An 18,591-nucleotide genomic window follows, 5' to 3' on the forward strand; every position below is an offset into this window, starting at 1 on the left:
GTCAGTGTTTGCCATTTCAACCCCTTCCGTCTCGTACACGGTCTCCAGCCGTGATTGGGCAACGCCCGCCTGGCACCGTATTTGTCTGGTGCTGTGTCTTTGTTTGGCCATCGTGTTGGCGGGATGTAGCAGTACGGGTTCCGGCAAGGTCGAACCCGGGTATTACCGCGTACAGGCCGGCGACACGCTCAATAAGATCGCTCGCCAGCACAATACCAGTGTATCGGCGTTGATGCGGCTGAATAATCTGTCCAACCCCGACCGCATCACCAAGGGGCAGCTGTTGCGCGTGGATGGCGCCAGCGGCACTGCTCCGACGGAGAGCGCGAATGAAACAACCGGCAGCCGTACCAGTGGTACCCGTGTCCCGGCGGCTTCATCGTCATCGTCCGCGGCGGTGGTGCGGGGATTGAAACTGGTATGGCCCGCTGAGGGAACGCTGACGCAACGGTATAACGGCAGCTCGTCCAAGGGGCTGACGATCGTCAACAAGGCCGGTACGCCGGTCAAAGCCGCAGCGGCCGGAAGCGTAGTCTACGCAGGTAACCGCCTGCGCGGCTATGGCAATCTCGTAATCGTGCAACACTCGGGTGATTTCCTGAGCATCTATGCCCACAACAGCAAGCTGCTGGTCAAAGAGGGACAAAAGGTTTCCCAGGGGCAACAGATCGCCGATATGGGTAATACGGACCGCAAAGGGCCCGGCCTTTATTTTGAGTTGCGGCATCGGGGTCAGCCGGTTGATCCGTCGGCCGCATTGCCGCAGCGGTGATCATCTGCCGGTGGTGGTTTTTCCTGCTGTATAGCGTTGCTCAATAGCTCAAGCATGAATATGCGAAACCGTGTGCGGTTTCGTGGTGGTTCGCAGGCGTCAAACGGTCTGAAAAAGTCTGCACTCCTGGATTAAGCCGTGCGTTTAGATTACGTGGAGATCATGATTATCACCATGTGCTTTTCACTTATGTGCTTTTTGCCAAGGAGATCTCATGCACACCGCAATTGAATCTATCGTCATTCAAGACCATCAGCCTCGTTTGCCGCAACTGTCGGCGGGTTTGGCTGCCCAGGGCTGGGTGGTCCGCGCCTGCCAGACGACGAGTGCTTTGGCAGATCTGGTCGAAGTTTCCGTGCCCCAGGTGTTGATCCTGGAAAACGGCGAAAGCGACCTGCGTACCGCTGTAGGTATTGCGCGTTATGCAGCCCCCAATGCGGCACTGATCGTCCTGGTCGATGATGCCGACGTGGACGCACGGATTGTTGCCTTGGACGCGGGCGCCGATGCTTGCTGCCTGATGTCGACCGACGTGCGCGAACTCTGCGCTCTAGGGCGTTCGTTAAGCCGGTTGCGTACGCTTTCACCTGAGCGTTCTGCCCGAGAGACGCCGCTATGGCGGCTGACGCATTCCGGACGCGTGCTGGCGGGGCCGCGCGGTCAGCACCTGCCCTTGACGTTCACCGAAAGCGCGTTCTTCCTACGTTTGCTGTCTTCACCTGGGCATCGCTTGCCGCGCGAGCGTCTGGTGGCCACGTCGGTAGCGGCAGGGCCACGCAGCCGGCACTCGGCGCGCAGTGTGGATGTCATGGTCTCGCGCCTACGAGCCAAAGCGGAACGGCTGGGAGTCGGGCTGCCGCTATTGGCCGTACGGCAGTGGGGTTACATTTTCCTGGCTGATGCGGTGCCCGAGGGTGGTGCCTTTGAAGAAACGCCAAAGGCATCGCCGGCCAGCTATGTCAACTAAGTGATGACCAGGTTATCTCGATGCATTAATTCTGGGTCGCTCATGCTGCCCAGAATCGATGCAATCCGAGACGACGGCTGACGCAAGATGCGTCGCGTGTCGGTTGACGAGTAATTGATCAAGCCGCGCGCGCACTCGGTACCTTGCGCGTCCAGGCACGCCACCACGTCGCCCCGCTCGAATTCGCCTTGTACGTCGACGACCCCGATCGAAAGCAGGCTCTTGCCGTCATGGAGCAGTGCTCTGACTGCACCCTCGTCCAGAATGACCCGGCCGCGCAAGCGCAGGTGGTCTGCCAGCCATTGCTTGCGGGCCGACCAGACGGGCAATGTGGCGCGCAATTCGGTGCCGATACATTCCCCTTGTGCCAGGCGTGTCAGTACGTCGCGTTCGCGGCCAGAGGCGATGACTGTGTGTGCTCCACTGTGTGCCGCGCGTTTGGCGGCCAGGATCTTGGTGAGCATGCCACCGGTACCGATACCTGAACCGGCGCCGCCAGCCATGGCTTCCAACGCAAGATCGCCAGCCTGAGCATGTGAGATAAAGACCGCATTGGGATTCTTGCGCGGGTCAGAGTCATAAAGACCGCGCTGATCCGTCAGGATGACCAGCGTGTCCGCCTCGATCAGGTTGGTGACCAAGGCCCCCAGGGTATCGTTGTCGCCCAAGCGGATTTCGTCGGTGACGACCGTGTCATTTTCATTGACGATCGGCACCACGCCCATGCGCAACAGGGAAAACAGGGTGCTGCGTGCATTCAAATAGCGGCGGCGATCGGCCAGATCCTCATGGGTGAGTAGAATCTGCGCGGTACGAAGTCCATGCTCTGCGAATGCTGCCTCGTACGCCTGGCACAGCCCCATCTGGCCCACGGCTGCTGCCGCCTGGAGCTCGTGCATGGCGGAGGGGCGCTTGCGCCAGCCCAGCCGGGCCATGCCTTCGGCAATGGCGCCACTGGATACGAGAATGACTTGTTTGCCTTGCTGGCGCAATGTGGCGATTTGAGCCGCCCAGTGCGCGACGGCGATGCGGTCCAGCCCTCGGCCTTCGTTGGTGACCAGAGAGGATCCGACTTTGGCCACCAAACGGGTGGCCGAAGCAACAACAGAAACAGCGGTGTGATCGGCAGTCATGGCAATGACCGAAGTGTCGCGATGATGAGAGTGGTGGCCGCACATATGTCATGTACGGCGACCGGCGGAAAACGAAAATGCGATTATGGCTTATTCGTCACCGCTACGCGGCGTCTGACTGACGGACGCGTCGCTACGTGTGGCATCAAAACGAGGGTCTTCGGCGACGTAGGTGCCGTCCGCCTGATCCTGGGCGATATGATCTTTGCGCTGTTCGGCGTCCAGGTAGTCCTGGAGCGCCCAGATCAGATCTTGAGTGCCATCGCCGCTGAGGCCCGAAATGGCATAAACCGGACCTTTCCAGCCGAACTGTTCGATAAAGCGTTCACGTGCGGACTCGGGGTCGGTGACCACGTCCAGCTTGTTCAGCACCAGCCAGCGCGGTTTGTTGGCCAATTCCGGGTCGTAACGGCGCAATTCCTCGACAATGGCGCGAGCGTCGGTTACCGCCTGGTCGATAGGATCCACGTCGGGATCGACGGGTGAAATGTCAACCAGATGCAGCAGTACCCGGGTGCGAGCCAAGTGCCGCAGGAACAAATGTCCCAGGCCGGCACCCTCGGAGGCGCCCTCGATCAGGCCGGGGATATCTGCCACGACAAAGCTGCGCGATGGGGAGGTGCGTACGACGCCCAGATTGGGGTGCAGTGTCGTGAATGGATAGTCGGCGACTTTGGGGCGCGCATTGGAGATGCGGCTGATCAGCGTCGATTTGCCGGCATTGGGCAGCCCGAGCAGGCCTACATCGGCCAGGACTTTCAGTTCCAGGCGCAGGCGGCGTTGCTCGCCTTCTTTGCCGGGCGTCCATTGGCGTGGCGCGCGGTTGACGCTGGATTTGAAATGGATATTGCCCATGCCGCCTTGCCCACCCGCAGCCAGCGTAACCTTTTGATCGTGGCGGCTGAGATCGAACAAGAGCTCGCCGGTATCGGCGTCATGGATGACGGTGCCCACGGGCACGCGCAGCGTGATATCGGGGGCGGCCGCGCCATACTGATCCGAGCCACGGCCGTTTTCGCCGTTTTTGGCCCGATGCAAACGGGCGTAGCGGAAATCGATCAGCGTATTGATGTTGCGATCAGCGATGGCAAAGATGCTACCGCCGCGTCCGCCGTCACCGCCATCGGGACCGCCCTTGGGGATAAACTTTTCGCGGCGAAAGCTCGCCACGCCATTACCGCCTTTGCCGGCGATGACTTCGATGGTGGCTTCGTCTACGAATTTCATAAGTAATTTCTGCCTGAAGCAAAAAAGCCCTGCCGCGTGCGACAGGGCTTTTGCCGTTTATAAAACGGTTGCCGTTATCCGGTAACCGTTATTCGGCCGCCACAACCGACACGGTCTGCTTGTTCAATGCGCCTTTGAAGCCGAATTGAACTTTGCCGTCGACCAGCGCGAACAAGGTGTGATCCTTGCCGATGCCGACGTTGGTGCCGGGGTGGAAACGGGTGCCGCGCTGGCGCACGATGATCGAGCCAGCCGGGATGAGTTGGCCGCCAAATGCCTTGACGCCCAGTCGCTTCGATTCTGAGTCGCGACCGTTTCGCGTAGAGCCGCCGCCCTTTTTCTGTGCCATTTTTGATTAGCTCCTGCTATTCAATAACCGAGTCGTATCGTTAGGCCGTGATGGCTTCGATGCGGATTTCGGTGTAGTTCTGACGGTGGCCCTGGTGCTTCTGATAGTGCTTGCGACGGCGCATCTTGAAGATCTTGACCTTGTCGTGCCGGCCATGCGCAAGAACCGTTGCCTTGACCACGGCGCCAGCGACGATCGGAGTACCAACTTTCAGTTGGTCGCCTTCGCCCACCGACAGGACCTGGTCCAGGGTGATTTCTTGCCCAATGTCAGCCGGTATCTGTTCTACCTTGAGTTTTTCGCCAGCGGCAACGCGATACTGCTTGCCACCGGTTTTTACGACCGCGTACATGGGGTATTCCTTAAAAATAGGGATTTCGGTATTGACCGAACCAAAGATTCTAACTCGGGGTTGCGGAAAAGTCAAAATTTCCTTATGGGGCGGGTGGTTAGCCCGACTGGAGCGCTCGGTTCGCGGGGCGGTTCCGGCCTGCTGGGCGTTTTACCTGCCCGTGGCCAGCGTGCTGGTGATACCTCGTATAATTTGCGAGGCCCCGACAGCAGCGCGATTGCCTGCGTTGATACATCACAGAGCCTCGGGTCGGCTCTCCCTAATACCTGCCGGATACGTTTTGAATCTCCCTGAGCTGATCGCCCCTATTTCCGATGATATGAAAGCCGTCGACGCGGTTATCCGCGGACGTTTGGATTCGGAGGTCGTACTGATCCGGACGATTGCGGATTACATCATCGGCGCAGGCGGCAAACGCATGCGGCCGGCCATGGTGCTGATGATGGCGCGGGCGCTGGGTTATCAGGGTGACCATCACCATCTGCTGGCGGCTGTGGTCGAGTTCATTCACACGGCGACGTTGTTGCACGACGATGTGGTTGACGAGTCTGATTTGCGCCGCGGTCGAGAGACGGCCAATGCCATGTTCGGCAATGCGGCCAGCGTATTGGTGGGCGATTACCTGTATTCGCGCTCGTTCGAGATGATGGTCGAGGCGGGCTCGATGCGCATCATGCAGATATTGTCCGAGGCGACCACGGTGATCGCCGAGGGCGAGGTGTTGCAATTGCTCAACGTCCATGATCCGGATGTCTCGCAGGAGCGCTATTTACAGGTCGTGCGTTACAAAACAGCAAAGCTGTTCGAGGCGGCTGCCCAGGTCGGCGCTGTGCTGGCGGGGGCGACGGCCGAGCAAGAGGCCGCCGCGGCTGCTTATGGTCGCCATATCGGTACCGCGTTTCAGTTGGTGGACGATGTGCTCGACTACAGCGGGGACGCCCAGGCGCTGGGTAAAAACGTCGGGGACGACCTGCGCGAGGGCAAACCGACGTTGCCGTTGATCTGGGTGATGGAGCAGGGCACGCCCGCCCAGCGCGAACTGATTCGTAACGCGATTCAAACGGGTGATGCAGACTTTGCGGCGGTGGCCGAGGCCATCCGGGCGACAGGGGCGCTGGAACACGCGCAACAGGCCGCTTTGGCCGAGGCCGATATCGCCCGGCGGGCACTGGATATCCTGCCGATTTCCGTTTATCAGAAATCCCTGTTAGAATTCTGCGCTTTCGCGGTCAATCGAGATCGTTGAAGAAAACGCTGCATAAGCGAATCGGGGCGTAGCTCAGCCTGGTAGAGTACTGCGTTCGGGACGCAGGAGTCGGAGGTTCGAATCCTCTCGCCCCGACCACTGATTGGTGGTCGAATTTTTACGGGTGTGCCCGACACCCGTAGCAAGAGCCGGAACTGTGAATACAGTGTCCGGCTTTTTTGTTGCCGGGCCACTCCAAAACAAAAACGCCGCCTCGGGGGGGCACAGCAGGCTGAAGTGCGGCGCGGGGCTTTTTTCGCGTCTGCAGTGCGGCGGCCTGACTCTGGAACCTGGAACAGACTCGTAAGTATTGCTGCCGGCCTGTCGCTATTCTTTAATGAGGCGCGCGGCGACGGTTTTGATGGCCGTTTCGGCCAAGCCTACCGCTGCTCCCACCAAAAAACATCCCGCCATGCCCGCGGAGGCCCTGTCTTGCGGGTTGAGTCCCGGACCATCCCAAAGTGGATGTGCGGCGAACCCGCTGATGAGCATGGCATTGGCAGCGCCCATTTTCGTTTCAGAGCCTGGGGCCCCCCACCGTTGCAATGTGCGCACGACTGCCACGTATCCGATAACCGAATTGGCGGTCCCAAACGCGCGCAGGGTTGCGCCGACTGTGTCAAATCCGCCCGGAACAAGTTGAAGGTCTGAAGACGATAATTCACGCATGGTGTTTTGAGTGACGAAGTTATGGATATTGGTGGTTGACGAAATAGAACGAAGACGCGCGTCAGCTTTTTTGCCTGACGTTCGAAATGGCTGCCTTGGCCATGTCTTCGAATAATCCGACGCTGGCACCGCACACGAAACTCGTCGCTAAACCGGCGGCCGAGCGGTCCTCGATGGGTAGGTTCTGGTCATCCCACATTGAATGGCTGACGAAGCCGCCAATAGCGTTCGCGCCCGTGATGCCCTCGATGGTTCCAGAGGTGTTGAGCCCCACTCTCCGCTTTATTTGTACGGCGAGCATGTAGCCCACTGTCGAACTGATGGCTCCCAGTGCTCGCATTGTTGCAATGTTGGGAGTGGATCCGCCGGAAACTGATTGAAGGTCTGAAGAGAACAATTCTTTCATATATTTTTTAGCAGGATTGGCGCGTAACGACGCGGACACGTGGCAGAGATATCAAGTTTTTTAATGATGTTCTGAAGAGTTGCGTAGCTGCGCCTCTTCGGCGACGCTCAGGAAAACGCCCCAGAGAAAACCGAGGACCATTCCGACATATAGGCGGTCGTTTCTGATGACATATTCCGGCTCATTCCATAGTGAGAGCGCTATGTTTCCCCCTCCAAACGCTGCGAGGCACGTGCCGATCTGCGTTTTTCCCTCGCTGAGGTTCAACGTCTGCATGACGTTTTTCATAAAGTCATAGCCCGCTAGAGAATTGACCATGCCGGCAACGGATATCGCGTTGTGGTCGAGCACTATGCCGCCAGCGACACATGAAAGCTCTGAAATCGGCAGTTCGCGCATGGGTGTCCTCCCGGGTGATGACAGGTATGTTGTGTGCCTTGATAGTCGGAGCGTTGGATATGAAACCACCAAGAAAGCGAGGGAAACCGGCCATGTTCAAAAACATTCGGTCCAATCATCGTTCTCGTCGACAACGAACAACGCGATCGCCACAGCAACGCCTATCGCCACAATGGCGGACTTTAATGTCCATCTCAGCAATGGATTTTCTATGCCGTCTATGAGCTGTCCGGGGCCTTCTAAGTCCATGGCGATGGGGGCGAATTCGGCTAATGGACCTTCGCCGTGATCGTATTGGCGGCGCAATCTGCCTGCCGCCATCGCAACGTCAACGTTGTGCAGTTGACAGAATCCGCCGGAAATTTCTGTAAGCTCATGGTGAGATAGTGTTCGCATGGCGATAACTCCAACGCCAAAAAAGAAGATATGAATGCTATGAGTCAACCGTACTAATGATCACCAAGTTGATCAGGCGGCAGCGTATCGAGCGCAACGGCAACGCGGAACTGCGCCGCGAGTAATTCGTAATGCACGTCGATGGCGGCTTGTTCGACACTGGCGAGTTCGTCTTGCGCCTTGAGAAGCTCGACGACGGTGCCTACCCCTTGCTGATAGCGGATCTCGGCGCTGCGGTAGGCTTGTTCTGCACTGGCTTTCGCGTCTTTGAGCAGAGCGGCCTTTTGGGCGGCGCTGGTCATGTGATTGAAATCCGTGAGGAGCTTCCGTCCTTCTTCGAGCCATACGGCGCGTTCGGTTTCACGGGCTGCACGAGTTCGAGATCGAGCGGCATCGGTGGCGTAGCGGGTAGCGTTGCCGTCGAAAATGGGAATATGCACGGTGAGGCCGACGGACCAGCTGTTGACGTTTTCTCTGGCGACGGCGTTGGCCGGAGGCGTGACGCCGAGGCGACGATCGGCTTGCAGGCTGACCTTGGGCAGGTGCTGGGCTGCAATGGCCTTGGTTTCGGCCTCGGCAGCCTGTGTATTGGCGCGTGCGGCTGCGAGTCGCGGATGATTGCGAATGGCGGAGGCGATGTGCTCGTTGACGGTGGAGGGAGTCGTGGCGGGCGTTTCGGCAGCAATTGCTGTGGGCGTGTTGTCCGCGGCAGCCAGACTGAGGCGAGTGTGGCTGGGCAGACCGATCGCGGTGATGAGAGCTATCCTTGTGAGCTCGGCTGCCGTAGTTTTGGTCTCGGTGTCGACGAGGTGACGTTGCCACGCGACTTTGGCGAGAAGCTCGTCGGCAATGGAGCCGACACCGCCCTCACGCAGGCGTTGCGTGGCGTGGAAGTTTTTCTGGGCGCGAGCGGCGGCGTCGCGAGCAGCCGTGGCGTTGGCTATGGCGCTGCGCGCCTTGTAATAGCTGTCGGCGACGGTGATGGCGCGATCGCGATTGACGAGCGCTTTGTTGTACAAGGCTGCGCTCAGTTTGGCATGTGCATTGTCGTATTGCGCGCTGCGCTCTCCGGAGTCGAACAGCAGCCAATTGAGCCCGAGCCGCGCATTGCCGCTGTATGCATGGAGATCGTAATTGCCCGCAGGGTGAGCAGGGTACTTGACGTGTTTGCCGATGCGGCTGGCGTCGGCATCGGCATTCAAGGTGGGCAGATACTTGGCGTTTGCGGCATCCAGGTTGGCGGCATTTTCTTCGATTGCGATAGTGGCCTGGTGTACATCCGGCGTTCTGCAAAGTGCAACCTGGACTGCATCGCGCAGACTCAAGCCCATTAATGTAGGAGGCATTTCACAGACGTCGGCAGCAAGGTTGAGCTCGAGGGGTGGTGGCAGGTCAAGCGGCCGCCCGGCTGCAATGACTGGGTCTGCCGCCATCACCAGACTGGCAGCCAGAAGAACGGTAAGCGACGCAGGCGTGGTGCGCTTCAAACGGCTAATCATGTTCGTGCGCGGACAGAATGTGCTCATGGATTCTCCCGTGCTTGAGCTCCAGCACGCGCTCTGCCGAGGCGATGGTCTGGGGCCTATGGGCGACGACGATGCGGGTGATATTGAGCGTTTTCAGCATATGGACGACTCGTGCTTCAACCGCGAGATCGAGATGGCAGGTGGCCTCGTCCAGAATGAGAATCTTGGGGCGATGGTAAAGAGCGCGTGCAATCAATAGCCGCTGTTTCTGACCACCGGAAAGGACCGTTCCCATGTCACCGACCAGCGTGTGATAGCCCATGGGCAGCGCAGCAATCTCGTCATGGATGGCGGCGTGTCTGCAACAGGTTTCAATCCAATCACGGTCTATGTTCTGGTCAAAGAAGCTGACGTTGTCTGCAATGGAACCCGCAAACAGAACATCGTCCTGAAGTACCGACGCCGAGATGGATCGTATGCCGCGTGCTCCTAGTATGTGATACGGAATGCCGCCAATCGTCGCTTCGCCTTGCGTGGGCTGCAGAATGCCCAGCATGAGTTTGAGCAGTGTCGATTTTCCGGCGCCGGTGGTGCCGACGATGGCGACGGATTGCCCCTCTGCGATTTCGAACGAGGCTTGGTCCAGCACCAAGGGATCCGCGTCGCCATAGCGGAAACTGACATTGGAAAACGCCAATGTGCCGGAGAGCCGGTCCACTGGGCGTTGTGAATCGCGCCCGGGGGCTTCGGGGGCGGTGAGTACGATGTCGGATAGCCGTTCGCCCTGAATGCGCAACATGCGCAGTTCGAACAGGTTGTCAATCAACGCGCCCACTCGCTGGTTGAATTGCGACTTATAGGCGAGAAAGGCCATCAGCATGCCCACACTGAAGCCGCCGGAGATAACGAGTTGAGCGCCCGCCCATAGGATGATCAGCCCTTCTAGGCCGAAGATGACGGCGTTGAACTGTTCGAAGACGAGCTTGAGTTTCTGGACCTTGATGCCCGAATTGAATTGATCTACGAGCAGCGCCTGCCAGGCGGCGCAGCGATCCTGGGCTTTTTGAAATACCTGTAAAGTGCGTATGCCGCGCAGCGTTTCGAGAAAGTGAGATTGCGTTTGCGCACTCTTGATGATGGCATCGTGCGAACGCGCTTTGAGCGGCGGATACGAGACGATCCGAATAATGCCGTACAGCACCATTGCCACGATCGCGACGAGGGACAGCTGCCAGCTGTAAAGCCACATCAATACCAAGGTAATGACCGTCATGAGGCCATCGAGGATGCCCGCGATCAACGAGGCATTGAGCGTCTGCTGGATGGTGTCTATCGAGCCAAATCGCGACACGATATCGCCGATGTGGCGCCGCTCGAAGAATGCGGTAGGCAGCTTGATCAAATGCGCAAACAAATTGCTCTTGCTCTGAAAGGACAGGCTGGTGCTCAATTGCATGCCGACGTAAGCACGCAGCGTAGAAACGGCTGTTTGCATGATCAGCAGCAAGGCAAAGCCGATCAGCAGTGTCGTCAATAGGTCTGTGTCGGCGGAAACAATGACGTCGTCTATCACCCACTGTGTGAGTACGGGTGTTGCCAACGACAGCATTTCCAGCACAAGCGCCAGGATGATGATCTGGAGCAGCGCGCGCTTGAGCCCAAATACAGCCCCTACTAGTTTGCGCAATGGCATGGGGGGTTGAGGCGGCGATATCTGAAAAGTCTGCGCGGGCCAGAGCTCAAGCGCGACGCCCGTAAAGGCCTCGTTGAGTTCAGTATGGGAAATCTTTCGCCGCCCCGTAGAGGGGTCATGAATGACCGCAGTCCGACCGTTGGTCGAGCAAAGCACGACAAAATGATTGAATCGCCAATGCAGAATGCAAGGCGTGCGCAGCTTGGTCAGGTCGTGGAGTTCTAGGGTGACGGCACGGTACTGCAGGCCCAGTTGCTCGCACATATTGGCAACCTGCAGAAGGGTCACACCCTTTAGGGAGATCGGGAACCGTTGCCGTAGTTGATGAACAGTGAGTGATTGGCCGTAATAGCTCGCTACCATGGCAATGCAGGCGTTGGCGCATTCCGCGGCTTCGGCTTGCAGGATGACAGGCACCGTGGGGCGCCCTGACATCAGACGTTTGAGGTCTGCCAGTGTGAACGAACTCATTACGATACCTTTCCGGTGATGCTGTACAACGGCTCTAAGACCCATTCGTAGATTGCGCGGGTTTCGCGCAGGATGTCGACTTCCAGGGCCATGCCTGTGGCTAACGGTCGTGCGTCGCCATAAGCGAGAATGTGTTGCGCATCCAGACGGAGCGTGGCGCGGTAGTACAAGTCTTGTGCTGTGTTTTGATCTAGGCCGGGAATGGCGCCGGAGATGTTCACGATTTCTGCTGCAGGCACGGCGGCGGTGGAAATAGAAGCGACTTTGGCGCCGTGCATGCCGAATTTCTGATAGGGATAGGATGCATAGCGAATCAGCGCCCGATCGCCCACGCGCGTGAAACCGATGTCTTTGTTTTTGATATAGATGTCCGCAATCAACTCGGTGTGTTGAGGAACCAGGCTGAGCAGGGCCTTGTTCGGATCGGCGTGCTGTCCGATCTCGGCAAGCAGGCTGCTGACTTGGCCGGTTTCAGGGGCGAGTATGACGAGATGGCGTTTGGCTTCGCTTTCGGCGAGGTCTTGTGTGATGGCGAGAATCTCGCGTTCGATTTGCGTGGCGGCTGCTTGTTGTTTTAGTGGTAGCGTGCGTTGCTCGCTTTCGTGTCTGGTCAGTTCTTTGACAGTTTCCGCGCGTTGTTGAGTCAGATCGGCAAGCCTGGTCTGTTGCTCCAGGTAGATGGCTTGTTTCTCCTGTAGTTGATCACGCGAGACGAAGCTTTCGGACGACAGGACTTCGTATCGATGCGAGCTGTCTTGCGCGAGGGCCACGCGCTTGCGTTGCAGCGAGATCTGTTTGTCGATGCGATCCAACGCTTGCGAGAGTGTGGCGATGGTGTGAGCCAGCGTAGCGGATTCCTCTCGATGGATGGTGTCGAGCTTGTCGCGCTCGTGCTGCAGAAGATCGAGGCGGCGCTGCATGCGGCTGCTGATGGTTTCCTGCGTGGCGGTGCCGGTTTGGGTGTAGCGTTCGCTGGAGATGGTGAGCAAGTGGTCGCCCTTTTGGACGATTGTGCCTTCGGTGACGTGCTTGGCGATGATGACGCCGGTTTGGGGCGCGTAGACTTTGACCAAGCCGCTGGCAGGGATGAGTTGTCCATAGACTTTGACGCGTTTGGTATAGGAGCCAAAGCAGAAAAACAGCACCAGGCTCAAGCCGAATATCGCGAACAGGCCGACTAATAGGGAAGTAGACAGCGGCCGCAGGGCAATGACGGTTCCCAGCGGATGCGATTTGGCGGCGTCGAGTGCGGCTTTGCGAAACATGGGGATAAAAGAGCTGGTGACGTTGATCGGGTAGCGTTGTCGGAGACTGCAGGAGCCTCATCCGCATGGAGCGGGCGACGAGCACCGCGCGCAGCCGTACGCTCTGCACGACATCGAAGCGCGTGCATACGTCAACAGAAAGCGCGGGGAATGGAGCTGACACTCATCCTGCAGGCCATTCTAGAGAGATGACTGCAGGACGAAATGACAATGAGAGATTTGATCTGCGATATCAGACGATTCCGAGAAGGGAATCGTCATGACGGCGCGGTAGATGAAACGACAGTGTGAGCATGAGGACCGCGACACTGTCGCTGCGAGAAACGCTACGACAGGTAGCGGTTGGGAAGGCTCAGGTTTCAGTGGGAACGCAGTAGCGTTGTTCGCGGTAGGCCCAACTGGGCCAGAGCGCGTGCGCCAGGGCTTCTTCGGCGAGTGCGGCGTTGGTATCCGTCGGGGCAAAAGTCTCTGGCGCGCTGTAGCGGAATTGCACCGGCGCCTTGCCCGGCAGGAGCACCAGCAGATCGTCGCCCTTTAGATAACCGTAGTGGTTTTCATATTGCATGATGGCGCGATTTGGTGCGCTGCGCGTCAGGTCATGGCCCAACATCGGGTGCGTGCAAGTGACCCCGGCCAGCGACAGCAGCGTGGGTGGCAGGTCGATCTGACTGATGATGCCCTCGTCGCGCCGCGCCTGGATGCCGCCACCTAGAATGACGGCGGGGATATGAAAATGGCGTACGGGCACGAGGGTGTCGCCAAACACACGCGAGTCGTGATCGGCAACCACCAGGAAAATAGTGTTGTCCCAGTAGGGAGCCTGGCGCGCACGTTCGAAGAACTGTCCTATCGCCCAATCCGCGTAACGGACGGTGTTTTCAACGGTTGCAGGGTTGCCATCGACCGTGATGCGGCCCGCAGGATATTCCCATGGGGAGTGGTTGGATACGCTGAATGCCAGCGTGAACGACGGTTGATTGTTGTCGGTGTCGGTGCGTAGCCGCGCATCCAGCTGGGTGAACATGTCTTCGTCTGATGCCCCCCATGTGCCGACGAAGGCTGGATTCTTGAAGTCGGGGAGGTCAACGATTTCGTCAAAGCCATTTCCGAGGAAAAAGCCTTTCATGTTGTCGAAGTGCGATTCACCGCCGTAGATGAAACGAGAGTGATAGCCGTGACGGCCCAGCACGTCGGCCAAGGTAAAGAATCCGCGTTGCGCGGCGGGCAGTTTCAGTACGGCCTGCGCGGGAGTGGGCAGAAAGCCCGCCGTGACGGCCTCGAGTCCGCGGACTGATCGCGTGCCGGTGGCATAGGTGCGCGTGAAGGCCCAGCCTTCGCGTGCCAGCGCATCCAGATGGGGCGTGAGATCTTTGTCGCCGCCCAACGCCGCGCTGTACTGAGCGCCCAGGCTTTCTTCAAGGATGATGACGATATTGGCCGGGCGGGGACGCGTGTGCGTGGGAGTTTGCTGGTGCACGCTAGGATGCGTTTCCAGCGCAGGGGGGTAGGGGAGCCCTGCGCGGGATAGGACGATCTCTTGCATGCGTTCGCCCGGCATGCGGCCATAGACGGCCGCAGCAGATTTTTCGTGTTTCATGCTGTAGATGGCATAGGACACGTTATAGAGCGAGTTCAAAGCCAACGTATTGAGCAGCCCATCGTTGCTATATGCGACTGTCGAGGGATTGATCGGCCGGTGTCCCAAGGTGCCCCGTATGGCGAGGATGACAGCAGCGAGGATGACGAGGCTGCCCAGCGCCATCTGCCACCAGGACCAGCGGGTCTCGACTTGAGGGTCGCCGAACAAGGCATGGCCAATGGCCAGCAATACGATAACTGCTACCAGCGCAGCCGCGAGTTCCAATTTGTAGCCGCGCCACAGCATGCCGGAGACTTCTCGCGGATGCTTCAGGTATTCCACGAACAGACGATTGGGGCGTGTGTCGTATTCCATGATGAAGGCCGGCGTGGCGACCTCCAGAAAGCCCAGCACGATCCAGCATACCTGCAGCCAGATTCCGGTGGCAGCAGCAGCGGCCGGCAAGTGGGCGAATAGCGGCGAAAGCACTGCAGGCAGCGCGACCAGGACGGCGATCTGGTTCGTGTCGATGCGCAGCCCGCCCAGCAGCAGAGGGCGTAAGCCTCCGGCCTTGGTGACGCGGCGCCATTGCCAGGCAGCCAACGCCAGCCGGCTGACAACGAGCAGCACGAAGGCGGCGATGATGAATAGAAGAGTGGAATGTCGCATGAGAGATTCCGCTGCCTGCGGCACTGATAGTCAGGCGCTGCAGGCGGGCGGCATGGGTATCAGGAGCTTGTGCCGGCGGGTAGATTGGCGCGGACCAGGCGGCCGGCAATGGATTCGCGCATAGGAATATCGGGCAGCGTGTCGCCAGGGCCGTACCAGTGAGCTTCCGCGATTTCGTCTTCTTGCACTCGGATCTCGCCCTCTACATATTCGGCGGTAAAGGCGATCATCAGCGAATGGGGGAAGGGCCACGACTGGCTGCCGAAGTAGCGCAGGTCGGTCACGCGCAGGCCGACTTCCTCGTAGACCTCGCGATGGATGGCGTCCTCGATGCTTTCTCCCGCCTCGACAAAGCCTGCTAATGCGGTGTGGCGCGCCGTCGCATAAGTCGCGTGGCGCGCCAGCAGAATGCTGTCGCCTTTGCGCACCAGCACCATCATGGCGGGGGATATGCGGGGATACGCAGACATCCCGCAAGCGGGGCAGCGCATGCAGAGCTCGTGGCCCACCGGCTCCATAGGGGTTGCGCAGACTCCGCAATATCGATGAGTACGGGCCCACTCTGCAATCTGGAAGGCGCGTCCGGCCACTGCGGTGCGCTCGCCCAGTTCGCTGAACAGCGCGCGCAGCTTCAGGAAAGCGTAGCCAGCGGGCGGCTCGGTTGTCAGCGGGACGTGGGTGGTCCGGATGTGCGGGTTGTCCAGCCACACTTGCTGCAAGCGTTCGGGCTGCAGGCTGAGCGCAGCGCAGACCGCGGCATCAGGGAGTTCAAGGCCGGTCTCTTGGACTAAAAGTTCGTTGCCTCGGAAAATGAAATTCAAGATGCTTCCTTGACGCCCACAGGCGATTTTGCAGCCGCTACTTTACTGCGGGAACGGGCCCCGAGGAAGCGGGGAGAGGCTAAACGGGGGCGGGCCTGCTTGGCGCTCAGGCGGCATTTCCCCGCTGAGTCAGACGGGCGATCGCCATGTCCAGTGGCCAAGCCAGGGTCTCGACCAGGTCCGCGACGGCTTCGATGTCATCCAAGGCGACGTGGGGCAAGGGATGGTCGTTCGAGTCTGTATCGCTGGCGATGGCCCCGATACTGGGGTCGTCAAGGTAGAGCCAGGGCTTGTTGTTCTCCCGGCGGTGGACTTCGATCTTGATGTGCGCATTGCGCTTGAATCCCTCGACGAGAATGAAATCGACGGCACTCATGGCGCTGAGCAATTCGCCTAATTCGGGTTCGGGCGCACCACGCAGTTCGTGCATCAGCGCCCAGCGGGCGGATGAGGCGACCAGGACTTCCGTGGCACCGGAGGCGCGGTGCAGAAACGAGTCCTTGCCCGGCGTGTCGATGTCGAACGCGTGGTGGGCGTGTTTGACCGTAGAGACACTATAGCCCCGGGCTTTCAGACAGGGGATCAGTTTGGTCAGCAACGAGGTCTTGCCTGCGCCGCTCCATCCGGCAAAACCGATAATTTTTGTCATGTGGGGATTCGTCACAGGGAATCAGGTCTGGAAACGGCTTAAATCAGGCCGTCAAAAGGCAGCACGTCGACCAGGTCGCCGGCGGCGACGTTGCCTTGATCGTGGTGCAATACCATCAGGCCATTGGCCTCGCTCATACTGCGCAAAATGCCCGAGCCTTGTGAACCGGTGATGCTGGCTTGCCACCCGCCGCCCGTCGCCGGGGTCACGATGGCGCGTTGATACTCCGTGCGGCCTGGTTTTTTCCGAATAGGTTGTGCGGCCGTGCAGCGCAGCAAGGGCAGCGTATTCGATGTAGCGCCCGACATGGTCAATAACGCATCACGCACCAGGGCGTAGAACGTCACCATGACGGCAACCGGATTCCCCGGCAAACCAAACAGAATGGCGTCGCCATGGTCGGCGCGGATGCGGCCGATGGCCATGGGCCGGCCCGGACGCATGGCGATCCGCCAGAACAGCACATCGCCCAGTTCGGCCATGACAGTCTTGGTGTGGTCGGCTTCGCCGACGCTGACGCCGCCCGAGGTGATGACGGCATCCGCGTTGGCGGCCGCGGTACTGAAGGCGGCGGCGAGCGCCTGCGGGTCATCGCGTACGACGCCCAGATCCAGGATCTCGACGCCTAGCCGCTGCAACATGCTCCACAGGGTATAGCGGTTGCTGTCGTAAACGCAGCCTTCGTCCAGCGGTTCGCCAATGGAGCGCAATTCGTTGCCGGTAGAGAAAAAGGCGACGCGCAGCCGTCTTTGGACCGGGACTTCAGCTTGGCCCAATGAGGCGAGCAGGCCAATGTCGGCGGGACGTAATACGCGGCCTGCAGTCAGGGCGTTGTCGCCGATGGCCAGGTCTTCGCCTGCCAAGCGCCGGTTGTCGCCGGCGCGCAAGACATTTGCGGGAATGATGATCCGGTCGCCGTCCTGTTGGACGAATTCCTGAGGGACGACGGTGTCCAGGCCGGCGGGCATGACGGCGCCAGTCATGATGCGTACGCACTGGCCTGCGCCGACGGGGCGGGCGGAGGGGTCTCCTGCCAGCAGCGCGCCGGTCACTTGCAACACCGTATCAGTATCCTCGGCCAATTCGCTGCCGGCGAATGCGTAGCCGTCCATGGCCGAGTTGTCGTGCGCCGGGACATTCAGATGCGACACGATATCGCGTGCCAGCACGCGTCCCAGCGCTGAACGCAACGGCAGCATTTCCACTGTGTTCAGGCGCGGCACCAGTTGGTCAATAAAGGCGCGGGCCTGCGGAATCGGCAGGGCATTGGGGTCGTAGCCGCTGATACAGGAAACGATGGAGGCCAGACTGGGAGGCAGGGGACGAGTCATCAGGAAAGTTGTTGCAATTCGGCCAGAGTATTGGCGCCGGCAAAGGCCTGCGCATCTTCGAAGGTTACGTCGATGCAGTGGTGTTGCGCCGTCCAGATGTCGATTTTGCGCTGGCCGCTGTGTAAAAACTCCAGCAGACTGGACAGCAGCGACGTTTTCATCAGGCAGAAAACGGGCTGGGTACGTAATTTGCCGTCCTGCTGAGTGGCGGCCATGGCGATGTCGGCGTCTTGTTCGGTGAGCGCTTGAGCCAGACGCTGCACCAGATCGAGCGGAAACCGGGGACAGTCGCACGGCACCGTGACCAGGTAAGCAGTTTCGCAGCGCTCCAGTCCGGCAGCCAATCCCGCCAGGGGGCCGGCGAAATCCGGCAGATTGTCAGGCCAGACGGCAACCCCCATGGCCTCGTAGGCGGCCAGATTGCGGTTGGCGTTGATCATGGTGTCGCCGACCTGCGGTGCGAGACGCATCAACGCATGCAAGGCCATGGGCATGCCTTGATAGTTCTGCAGTCCTTTGTCTACGCCGCCCATGCGGCTGCCCCGTCCACCCGCGAGGATGAGGCCCGTAATATCGTTAGTATGGATCATGGCACACGATAAAACGCGCCGCGCTCAGCGCCGCGCAATGGCGGCCAGTATAGACCAGCCTCATCGTGCCGGCCGAACAGACGCCAGACCCAACTGCCGCTCTGCTAACATGCCCGAAGGTGGCCGCCTAGCCGCTTTGGC

Annotated in this window: 19 protein-coding genes and 1 tRNA gene; 4 read left to right on the plus strand and 16 right to left on the minus strand. The window is 59.5% G+C overall.

The annotated features are described in order from the left end of the window. Positions 1 to 4: 4 nt before the first annotated feature. Together CAL20_RS01960 and CAL20_RS01965 are read left to right on the plus strand one after the other, a co-directional pair. Positions 5 to 772 (plus strand): M23 family metallopeptidase, encoded by a 768-nt coding sequence (locus CAL20_RS01960; RefSeq protein WP_256981319.1) that lies wholly within the window; start codon positions 5 to 7, stop codon positions 770 to 772. A 214-nt stretch (positions 773 to 986) separates the two neighbouring features. Beyond that, positions 987 to 1,739, plus strand: coding sequence for a response regulator transcription factor (locus tag CAL20_RS01965; protein ID WP_094837038.1), 753 nt, complete (start codon positions 987 to 989; stop codon positions 1,737 to 1,739). Here the strand turns inward: CAL20_RS01965 and proB are convergent. The 4 genes from proB to rplU form a co-directional block, all read right to left on the minus strand. Then, positions 1,736 to 2,872, minus strand: a complete 1,137-nt coding sequence (proB, locus tag CAL20_RS01970) for a glutamate 5-kinase (RefSeq protein WP_094819589.1) — start codon at positions 2,870 to 2,872, stop codon at positions 1,736 to 1,738. The two genes, CAL20_RS01965 and proB, sit on opposite strands and share 4 nt — an antisense overlap. A 90-nt stretch (positions 2,873 to 2,962) precedes the next feature. Beyond that, positions 2,963 to 4,099 carry a GTPase ObgE gene (gene obgE / locus CAL20_RS01975; protein ID WP_094819590.1) on the minus strand — a complete coding sequence of 379 codons (1,137 nt, stop codon included), beginning with the start codon at positions 4,097 to 4,099 and terminating at the stop codon, positions 2,963 to 2,965. 88 nt (positions 4,100 to 4,187) lie between these two features. Beyond that, positions 4,188 to 4,448 carry a 50S ribosomal protein L27 gene (gene rpmA / locus CAL20_RS01980; protein ID WP_094819591.1) on the minus strand — a complete coding sequence of 87 codons (261 nt, stop codon included), beginning with the start codon at positions 4,446 to 4,448 and terminating at the stop codon, positions 4,188 to 4,190. Between the two features lie 40 nt (positions 4,449 to 4,488). Next, entirely contained in the window at positions 4,489 to 4,800 is a 312-nt protein-coding gene (rplU, locus tag CAL20_RS01985) for a 50S ribosomal protein L21 (RefSeq protein ID WP_094819592.1), read from the minus strand. A gap of 280 nt (positions 4,801 to 5,080) precedes the next feature. Between rplU and ispB the strand changes: the two genes are divergently transcribed. Continuing rightward, positions 5,081 to 6,046 carry an octaprenyl diphosphate synthase gene (gene ispB / locus CAL20_RS01990; RefSeq protein ID WP_094819593.1) on the plus strand — a complete coding sequence of 322 codons (966 nt, stop codon included), beginning with the start codon at positions 5,081 to 5,083 and terminating at the stop codon, positions 6,044 to 6,046. A 22-nt stretch (positions 6,047 to 6,068) separates the two neighbouring features. Beyond that, positions 6,069 to 6,145: transfer RNA gene (locus CAL20_RS01995), tRNA-Pro, on the plus strand. Between the two features lie 228 nt (positions 6,146 to 6,373). Here the strand turns inward: CAL20_RS01995 and CAL20_RS02000 are convergent. The 12 genes from CAL20_RS02000 to mobA form a co-directional block, all read right to left on the minus strand. After that, positions 6,374 to 6,556, minus strand: a complete 183-nt coding sequence (locus tag CAL20_RS02000; RefSeq protein WP_094837039.1) for a hypothetical protein — start codon at positions 6,554 to 6,556, stop codon at positions 6,374 to 6,376. Positions 6,557 to 6,776: 220 nt separating this feature from the next. Further along, positions 6,777 to 7,121: a hypothetical protein gene (locus CAL20_RS02005; protein ID WP_143277039.1), complete on the minus strand. Its 345-nt coding sequence runs from the start codon at positions 7,119 to 7,121 to the stop codon at positions 6,777 to 6,779. Between the two features lie 60 nt (positions 7,122 to 7,181). After that, positions 7,182 to 7,520: a hypothetical protein gene (locus CAL20_RS02010; RefSeq protein WP_094837041.1), complete on the minus strand. Its 339-nt coding sequence runs from the start codon at positions 7,518 to 7,520 to the stop codon at positions 7,182 to 7,184. A 96-nt stretch (positions 7,521 to 7,616) separates the two neighbouring features. Further along, the gene (locus tag CAL20_RS02015; protein ID WP_141217646.1) at positions 7,617 to 7,916 is read right to left on the minus strand and encodes a hypothetical protein; all 300 of its coding nucleotides are present in this window, start codon (positions 7,914 to 7,916) and stop codon (positions 7,617 to 7,619) included. Positions 7,917 to 7,969: 53 nt separating this feature from the next. After that, entirely contained in the window at positions 7,970 to 9,442 is a 1,473-nt protein-coding gene (locus CAL20_RS02020; protein ID WP_094837042.1) for a TolC family protein, read from the minus strand. Next, complete coding sequence (locus tag CAL20_RS02025; protein WP_256981320.1) at positions 9,408 to 11,546, minus strand: peptidase domain-containing ABC transporter; 2,139 nt, start codon at positions 11,544 to 11,546, stop codon at positions 9,408 to 9,410. Before CAL20_RS02025 ends, CAL20_RS02020 begins: the two co-directional genes overlap by 35 nt. Next, the gene (locus CAL20_RS02030; protein WP_094819599.1) at positions 11,546 to 12,811 is read right to left on the minus strand and encodes an HlyD family secretion protein; all 1,266 of its coding nucleotides are present in this window, start codon (positions 12,809 to 12,811) and stop codon (positions 11,546 to 11,548) included. The genes CAL20_RS02025 and CAL20_RS02030 overlap by 1 nt, the downstream gene beginning before the upstream one ends. A gap of 352 nt (positions 12,812 to 13,163) precedes the next feature. Further along, complete coding sequence (locus CAL20_RS02035) at positions 13,164 to 15,059, minus strand: LTA synthase family protein (RefSeq protein ID WP_094837043.1); 1,896 nt, start codon at positions 15,057 to 15,059, stop codon at positions 13,164 to 13,166. A 59-nt stretch (positions 15,060 to 15,118) separates the two neighbouring features. Then, positions 15,119 to 15,880 carry an NAD(+) diphosphatase gene (gene nudC, locus CAL20_RS02040; protein ID WP_094837044.1) on the minus strand — a complete coding sequence of 254 codons (762 nt, stop codon included), beginning with the start codon at positions 15,878 to 15,880 and terminating at the stop codon, positions 15,119 to 15,121. A gap of 106 nt (positions 15,881 to 15,986) precedes the next feature. Next, on the minus strand, positions 15,987 to 16,529 hold the full coding sequence (gene mobB, locus CAL20_RS02045; protein ID WP_094837045.1) for a molybdopterin-guanine dinucleotide biosynthesis protein B: 543 nt from the start codon (positions 16,527 to 16,529) through the stop codon (positions 15,987 to 15,989). 38 nt (positions 16,530 to 16,567) lie between these two features. Then, complete coding sequence (gene moeA / locus CAL20_RS02050; RefSeq protein ID WP_094837046.1) at positions 16,568 to 17,860, minus strand: molybdopterin molybdotransferase MoeA; 1,293 nt, start codon at positions 17,858 to 17,860, stop codon at positions 16,568 to 16,570. Further along, the gene (mobA, locus tag CAL20_RS02055) at positions 17,860 to 18,450 is read right to left on the minus strand and encodes a molybdenum cofactor guanylyltransferase MobA (RefSeq protein ID WP_094837047.1); all 591 of its coding nucleotides are present in this window, start codon (positions 18,448 to 18,450) and stop codon (positions 17,860 to 17,862) included. The genes moeA and mobA overlap by 1 nt, the downstream gene beginning before the upstream one ends. Positions 18,451 to 18,591: the final 141 nt, after the last annotated feature.

The organism is Bordetella genomosp. 4 (assembly GCF_002261185.1).
Lineage (GTDB): Bacteria > Pseudomonadota > Gammaproteobacteria > Burkholderiales > Burkholderiaceae_B > Bordetella_A.